Origin of the sequence: Reyranella sp., from assembly GCF_050185545.1 — a bacterium.
GTDB lineage: Bacteria > Pseudomonadota > Alphaproteobacteria > Reyranellales > Reyranellaceae > Reyranella.
The window spans coordinates 20,199-27,102 of record NZ_JBFWZI010000097.1 but is presented as its reverse complement, the minus strand read 5'-3'; the positions used below and the strand labels follow the sequence as shown (position 1 = coordinate 27,102).

The 6,904-nt window shown below is 67.6% G+C and carries 6 protein-coding genes; 1 reads left to right on the top strand and 5 read right to left on the bottom strand.

Annotation, left to right across the window (positions count from 1 at the left end):
• The 4 genes from AB7O82_RS22920 to AB7O82_RS22905 form a co-directional block, all read right to left on the bottom strand.
• On the bottom strand, nucleotides 1-247 hold a 247-nt coding region (locus tag AB7O82_RS22920; protein WP_428620252.1), incomplete at its 3' end, for an ABC transporter permease subunit.
• Between the two features lie 239 nt (nucleotides 248-486).
• Nucleotides 487-1,692: an amino acid ABC transporter substrate-binding protein gene (locus tag AB7O82_RS22915; RefSeq protein WP_428547873.1), complete on the bottom strand. Its 1,206-nt coding sequence runs from the start codon at nucleotides 1,690-1,692 to the stop codon at nucleotides 487-489.
• 133 nt (nucleotides 1,693-1,825) lie between these two features.
• Nucleotides 1,826-3,001, bottom strand: a complete 1,176-nt coding sequence (locus AB7O82_RS22910) for an iron-containing alcohol dehydrogenase (protein ID WP_428620251.1) — start codon at nucleotides 2,999-3,001, stop codon at nucleotides 1,826-1,828.
• 120 nt (nucleotides 3,002-3,121) lie between these two features.
• A complete protein-coding gene (locus tag AB7O82_RS22905; protein ID WP_428547879.1) occupies nucleotides 3,122-3,865 on the bottom strand; it encodes a dienelactone hydrolase family protein in 744 nt (247 codons plus the stop codon).
• A gap of 72 nt (nucleotides 3,866-3,937) precedes the next feature.
• Between AB7O82_RS22905 and AB7O82_RS22900 the strand changes: the two genes are divergently transcribed.
• The gene (locus AB7O82_RS22900; protein WP_428547882.1) at nucleotides 3,938-5,134 is read left to right on the top strand and encodes a CaiB/BaiF CoA transferase family protein; all 1,197 of its coding nucleotides are present in this window, start codon (nucleotides 3,938-3,940) and stop codon (nucleotides 5,132-5,134) included.
• Nucleotides 5,135-5,523: 389 nt separating this feature from the next.
• On the opposite strand, the gene AB7O82_RS22895 is transcribed toward AB7O82_RS22900, so the two are convergent.
• On the bottom strand, nucleotides 5,524-6,609 hold the full coding sequence (locus tag AB7O82_RS22895) for an AI-2E family transporter (protein ID WP_428547885.1): 1,086 nt from the start codon (nucleotides 6,607-6,609) through the stop codon (nucleotides 5,524-5,526).
• Nucleotides 6,610-6,904 lie beyond the last annotated feature (295 nt).

The following is a 6,904-nucleotide window of genomic DNA, read 5'->3' as shown; positions in this document are numbered from 1 at the left end:
GCAGCAGGACGCGATAGATCACGAAGCTCAGCGCGAAGGCGAGTGGCGGCACGACGATCAGCCCGACCAGCGGGCTCACCGCGACGCCGGTGTAGAACGAGAACGCGGCGAAGGCCGCGGCGACCAGTAGCTCGCCGTAGCTCAGGTTCATGATCCGGGCGACGCCGTACTGCAGCGTCAACCCCATCGCGACCAGCGCATACATGCCGCCCAGCGTCACGCCGGACAGCGTCACCTCGAAGAGCATGGAATCTCTAGCTTCCTCCCCAGCTCCGCTGGGGAGGTGCCCCGTCATACGGGGCGGAGGTGTCATGGTCTTTCGGACCGCGGGCGTCCCGCCCGCTCATCCTCATAAGCGTGGTCTGGCGCGGTAAACCGCGCCGTTGGACGCCCGCGGTCCGCGTGATTCATGACCCCTCCGTCGCCGTAAGACGGCGACACCTCCCCAGCTGAGCTGGGGAGGAGAAAGAGGAAGCGCAGCCACCCTCAAGGCTTCCAGGCCGGCTTCGGGACGACCACCGGCGAGGCGCCGGCGCGTTGCGGGGCGACGCCGGCGAAGAAACCGTCCTGCCACTGGCCGATCAGCCAGAAATTGTCCTTCATCATGTTGTCGACCAGCTTCACCTTGCCCAGCACGGTGTCGAACGTGCCGGTCTGCAGCTCCTTGACGATGGCGGCGCGGTCGATCTTCCCAACGCGCTCGATCGCCTGCTCGAGCATCTGCAGCGAGGAGTAGCCGACCTGGCTGCCCCAGCGGTCGGGCCCGCGCTTGAACATCTCCTCGTGCTTCTTGGCATAGGCGAGAGTCGAGACGTTGTCCTTCGACCAGCCGCCGAGCGACATGATGCCCGCGACATTGGCGCCGAAGCGTTGCGGGTAGAGCGGGAAGCCGACGCCGACGCCCAGGAACATCACCTTGGGCGCATAGGAGGCGACCTTTGCCTGCTCGGTCAGCGCCAGCGTGTCGGGCGGATAGGAGAAGGCGACGAAGGTGTCGGCGCCGGAGCGCGCCGCCTCGCCGATCAGCGGCGACAGGTCCTGCGTGCCGATCGGATAGCTCTTGTCGTAGGCGAGCCTGAAGCCGGCGTCGCCGAAGCCCTTGCGCGCCGCCTGTGAGAGATCGATGCCGAAGCCGTCGGCGATGCTGATCATCGCGATGTTCGGGCCGATCTTGCCCTCGTCGCGCAGCTTCTTCAGCAGCCCGCTCAGCGCGTCGACATACTGCTTGCTGGTGCCGAGCAGCCAGAAGCTGTTGGGCCAGCGCTTGGCGAGATCCGGCGCGCGGTCGGTGACGGCGGTGAAGGCGAGCTGCGGATAGCCGTACTTGTTGAACACCGGGCCGACCGCGAGATTGAGGCCGGTGCCCCACGGCGGGAACAAGAGGTCGACCTTGTCCTGCGTCACCAGCCGCTCGACCGCGCGCACCGCCTCCTCGGAATTGGAACGGTCGTCGTACTCGACGACCTCGATCGGCACCCGCTTGCCGCCCATCATCAGGCCGCCCTTGGCCATCACGTCCTTCACCCACATCTCGTAGTTGGGGATCTGGGTGATGCTGGCGCCGCCGGCGTTGGGACCTGTCTTGGAGATGGCGTAGCCGATCTTGACCTTGTCCTGCGCCGACGCCGCGGCGGTGAAGGCGAGTGTCGCCGCCGCCGTGGCGGCAAGCAGACGCAATCCGAGTCCGATCATGAAGGTCCCCTCCTGCGCGTTTCTTCCCGTGGTCCGATGCTCGAGGAGCCCCGGACGAAGCCTTGTTAATGAGAGCGAGTTGCAACTCGTTCTCACTCCAGACTATATCGTTTGGGGGCCAAATCAAATCCAATCACGCCGCCAGCTCGAGAATCTCCCTCACCTCGGCCGGGCTCGTGATCGGCCGCGGATTGTTGAGCACGGCGCGATCGTGCATCGACTTCTCGGCGATCTCCTGGAAGCGGTCGCGGCCCACACCCACGTCGGCGAGCCGGCCCGGCAGGCCGAGCGATTTCACCAGCGCGGCCACCAGGTCGGCCGCCGCCGCGTCGGGCCTGCCGAACGCCTCGCTGACCCGCTTCTGCCGCTCCGCGTTCGCCGGCAGGTTCCAGCGCAGCACCGAGGGCAGCATCACGCACGAGGTGTGGCCGTGCGGCACGTGACAGGCCGCACCCAGCACGTGGCCGATGCCGTGGCTCGCGCCGGTACCGACGCCCGACGTGCCGGCGCCGATCGACAGCCACATGCCGAACTGAAGGTCGAGCCGCGTCGCCATGTCGTCGGGCGCCTGCCTGTGCGCCGGCAGGGCGCGTGTCAGGAGCTTCAGCGCCTCGGTCGACGTGCCCAGCACGAAGGGATGCGCCTGCTGCGCGCACAGCCGCTCGACCGCGTGATCGACCGCCTTGAGCCCGGTCGAAAGCATGAGGTCCATCGGCGTGGCGAGAGTCGCGGCCGGATCGAGCACGATGACGCGTGGCACGATCAGGCGGTGGCCGAAGCTTTCCTTGATGCCGTAGCGCGTGTCGCTGATGCCGGCGAAGGGGTTGAACTCGGCGGCCGACAGCGTGGTCGGCACGGCGAGCATGCGGATCGCGTCGGTAGGCGGCCGGATCGCCTCGGACGGCGGCGCCGCGCCCTCCTTCGGCCGGCCGGCGCGATAGGCATCGAGATCCTCGATGCGAGTCACGCCCTGCCACAGCGCGATCAGCATCGTCTTGGTGGCGTCGATCGCCGAGCCGCCACCCACAGCCACCAGCAGATCGGCCTTGGCAGCGCGCGCCAGCGTTGCGCCCTCTACCACGCAGGCGCGCGGCGAATGCGCGGTGATGCCGGCATAGACGCCGGCATAGCGATCGCCCAGCGCGCGCACGATGTCGGCCAGCAGCGCGCTCTGCGCCACCGACTTCGAGGTGGTGAGGAAGACTCGGCGTGCCCCCAGCCGCTCCGCCTCGGCGCGCAGCGCCGGCCCGGCCGGCCTGCCGTAGACGACGCGCTCGATGTCCTGATGCCCATGGATGCCGCTCAGCATGGTTGGTCTCCCTGCGTCCTCTTCACTCTTGTCATGTTCCTCTCCCCCATCGGGGGAGCGGAACACAAGGGCGGAGCGTAGCGAGGGTCCTCGCACGCGAGAAGCCAGGCCCCACCGCCCTCACCCCAGATGGCGCCGATACAGCGCCAGCATGCGCTCGTAGTGCCTCTCGCTCGCCGCGCGGTGGTAATTGCCGCGGTCGGTGAAGGCGTAGCCGTGATGCGTGCCGGGCTCGATCTCGGTGCGCGACGGGAACGGCGCGGCAGCCAGCATCCGCTCGAAGGCGGCGACCTGCTCGAGCGGAACGTAGGTGTCGTGCTCGGCGAAGGCGTAGTAGCCCTCGGCGGTGATGTCGCCGAGCAGGAGATGCGGGGAGTCCGGCCCGTCGGTGATCAGCCGCGTGCCGTAGTAGGACGCAAAGCAGGCGATGCGGTCGGCATGCTTCGCCGCCGCCACCGTGACGAACGCCCCGCTCATGCAGTAGCCGACCAGGCCGACCTTCCCTGGCCGCGCACCGGCCAGCGCCGGCAGCGTATCCAGCACAGCGCCGACGTCGGCCGCGACCCTGTCGTTGGAGATCGAGCCGACCATGGCGAACAGCTTCTTCAGGTTGGCCTCGGCGTCGGGATGATCGCGGGTCGGGCCGAGCACGAACTCCCGCACGGTGCGGTAATAAAGATTGGGCAGCAGCACGAAGTAGCCCGACTGGGCGATACGCCGGCCAATCTCGCGCAAGCTCTCGCGCACGCCCGGCGCGTCCATCATCATCAGCACCACCGGCAGGGGCTCGCCGTCGTTGGGCCGCACGGTCCACGTGTTCATTGCGCCATCGCGCGTGGCGATATCGAGCTCGCGTTCGATCATGGCCGACCGTATCGAGCCCGCCGGGCATGGTCTATAACCCGGTCCGTCTCGTGGTTCTGGGAGAGGAACTTCATGTCGGGTGCCCTGGAAGGCCTGAAGGTCATTGATTTGTCGCGCGTGCTGGGCGGTCCCTATTGCGGCCAGATGCTGGCCGACCACGGCGCCGAGGTGATCAAGGTCGAGCCGCCACAGGGCGACGAGACGCGGCTGTGGGGCCCTCCCTTCGACGACGAAGGCATCTCGGCCTACTTCTCCGGCATCAACCGCAACAAGCGCACCATCGCCCTCGACCTCTCGAAGCCGGAAGGCCGCGAGGTGCTGCTGAAGCTGCTCGAGCACGCCGACGTGCTGATCGACAACTTCAAGACCGGCACGATGGAGAAATGGGGCATCGGCTACGCCGACACGCTCAGCAAGAAATTCCCGCGCCTGGTCCATGCCCGCGTCTCGGGCTTCGGCGCCGACGGACCGCTCGGCGGCTTCCCCGGCTACGACGCCATGGTGCAGGCCTCGGCCGGCCTGGTGTCGGTCAACGGCGCGCCGGACAGCGGCCCGGTGCGCGTCGGCGTGCCGGTGGTCGATCTGTCGACCGGCATGAACGCTTGCATCGGCATCCTCATGGCGCTCTACGAGCGCAACCGCTCGGGCAAGGGGCAGTTCGTCGACGCGACGCTGTACGACAGTGCCATCGCGCTGCACCAGCCGCACGCGCCCAACTACTTCGCCGCCGGCCTCAAGCCCAAGCTGGTCGGCAACAGCCACGGCAGCCTGGCGCCCTACTGCAACGTCCCGACCAAGGGCCGCAACATCGTGATCGGGGCCGGCAATGACGGCCAGTTCCGCAAGCTGACGCAGCTGCTCGGCAAGCCCGAGCTCGCGTCCGATCCGCGCTTCAAGACCAACCGGGATCGCGTCGCCAACCGGCCGGCGCTCGAAGCCGAGCTGCGCGCCCTCACCAGGAACGTCGACGGCGAGAGCTTCTCCATCATGCTTATGGAAAACGGCGTGCCGTCGGGCGCGGTGCTGGAGGTGCCCGACGTCATGGAGCACCCTCACACCAAACATCGCGGCATGGTGTGGGAGAAAGACGGCTACCGCAATGTCGGCAACCCGGTGAAGCTCTCGCGCACCCCGGCCCGCGCGCGCAGCAGGCCCCGGCACTTCGGCATCGACACCAGGGCGGTTCTCGCCGAGGCGGGCTATTCGGCCGCCGAGATCGACAAGCTTCTCGTCTCCGGTATCGCCCTCACCGAGATCAGGAAGGCGTAGCGAGATCGGCCTCTTCCGGACCACGGGCGTCCCGCCCGCTCTTCTCATGAGCAGGCGAGACGCCCGCGATCCGAAGGATGATGCCTCGATGAAATTTAGGTCAACCTCGCTGGCTTGATAATCCACCGGGCCCGACCTTACCTTTGAAGCGTACAACAAGAAGGAGGGTAGGTACGGCCTATGACTCCACCGGGCCAACCAGGGTGACGCGGCACCGGGAACACCGCGATCCAATTGTCCCCGGCAGCCTGTCCCGCACGTGCAGGGATGGCGCGCCGACCTCCTGAGATCATGGAGGGGACCATGTCCCGAAAGAGCCCCGCCTGCTGCCCGTGGGCGGGGCTCCTGATTCCGGGACCCGTCCTCGGGCCCCGGAGTCTCGGCCCCCGTCAGGGCTCCAGAGTCGCGCCGTCCGGGCGCTCGCGAACCCAGGCCGAGACGAGATCGTAGAAGACTGCCAGCACGACCGGCCCGACGAACAGGCCGATCAGGCCGCCGGCGAGCGTGCCGCAGATCACGCCGAAAAGGATGATCACCATCGGCGTCTGCAGGCCGCGCGCCATGACCAGCGGGCGCAGGATGTTGTCGAGCAACAGAAGCGGGATCGTGTAGACGGTGAAGGCTGCCGCTCCGAGCATCGGGAAGGTGAACCACGCCCACACCAGCACCGGCAGCATCACCAGCCCCGGGCCGACCTGGACGATGGCGAGCACCAGGGCAGCAAAGGTGATGGCGCCGCCGAAGGGCACCCCGGCCACCAGCATGCCGACCCCGAGCAGGGCCGTCTGCAGCAGGGCAACCCCGATCACACCCTGTGACACGTTGCGGATGGTGGCGCCGGCAATCTCGAGGAAATGCCGTCCGCGAACTGCGGTGACGCGGTTGGCGATGCCACCGGCAAGGTCGGTCAGCCGCTCCGAATAGGCGAGCAGCACACCCGATACGATGATCGCCGCCGCGAATTGCAGGACCTCCAGGGCGACGCCCGCGGCGAGGCGGCCGATAAAGCGGCCGGCCGACGTGATCTGCGTGACATGGGCGGTCAGCAGCGTTCGCAGGTCGTCCGACGCCGCCAGCCAGAAATCGTAGAGCCGCTGGCCGATCACCGGCCAGCTGCGGATCGATTCGGCCGGTGGCGGCACGACATGATCGCCCTTCAGAAGCATCCTGGCGTAGGCTTCGAGCGACTCGACCGCCGATCCCGCCAGCAGCGCCACCGGGATGAAAAGCATGGTCAGCAGGAAGAACGACAGCACGGCGGCAGCCCACCCATTTCGCAGGTGCACCCGCCGGCGCAGGATCGCGAACAGCGGGAAGACGGCGACCGCCAGGATGACCGACCAAACGAGCAGCGGCAGAACCGGGCGCAGCAACAGCAGGCTGACGACGACGATACTGGCGATCAGCGCGACGCGAATCAGAAGGTCGATCACGAACCGCGAGACATCGGCGCGGCCGCGCTCGGTGTCGATCATGGGACTCTCCCCCGTATGAGCCTCTGGTCGCATTGTTTAACCGGCTTGCTGCCCGGCGGCCATGGAACTCGTCTCTCAGACCGCGGGCGTCATTCTCCTCCCCAGATTCGCTGGGGAGGTGTCGCGTCATACGCGACGGAGGGGTCATGGTCCTTCTGGACTGCAGGCGTCCTGCCCGCCCATGAGAAGAGCGGGCGGGACGCCCGCGGTCCGTATGAGTCATGACCCCTCCGTCGCCGTAGGACGGCGACACCTCCCCACTTCGTGGGGAGGAGGATTTTGCGCTAGGCTCGAT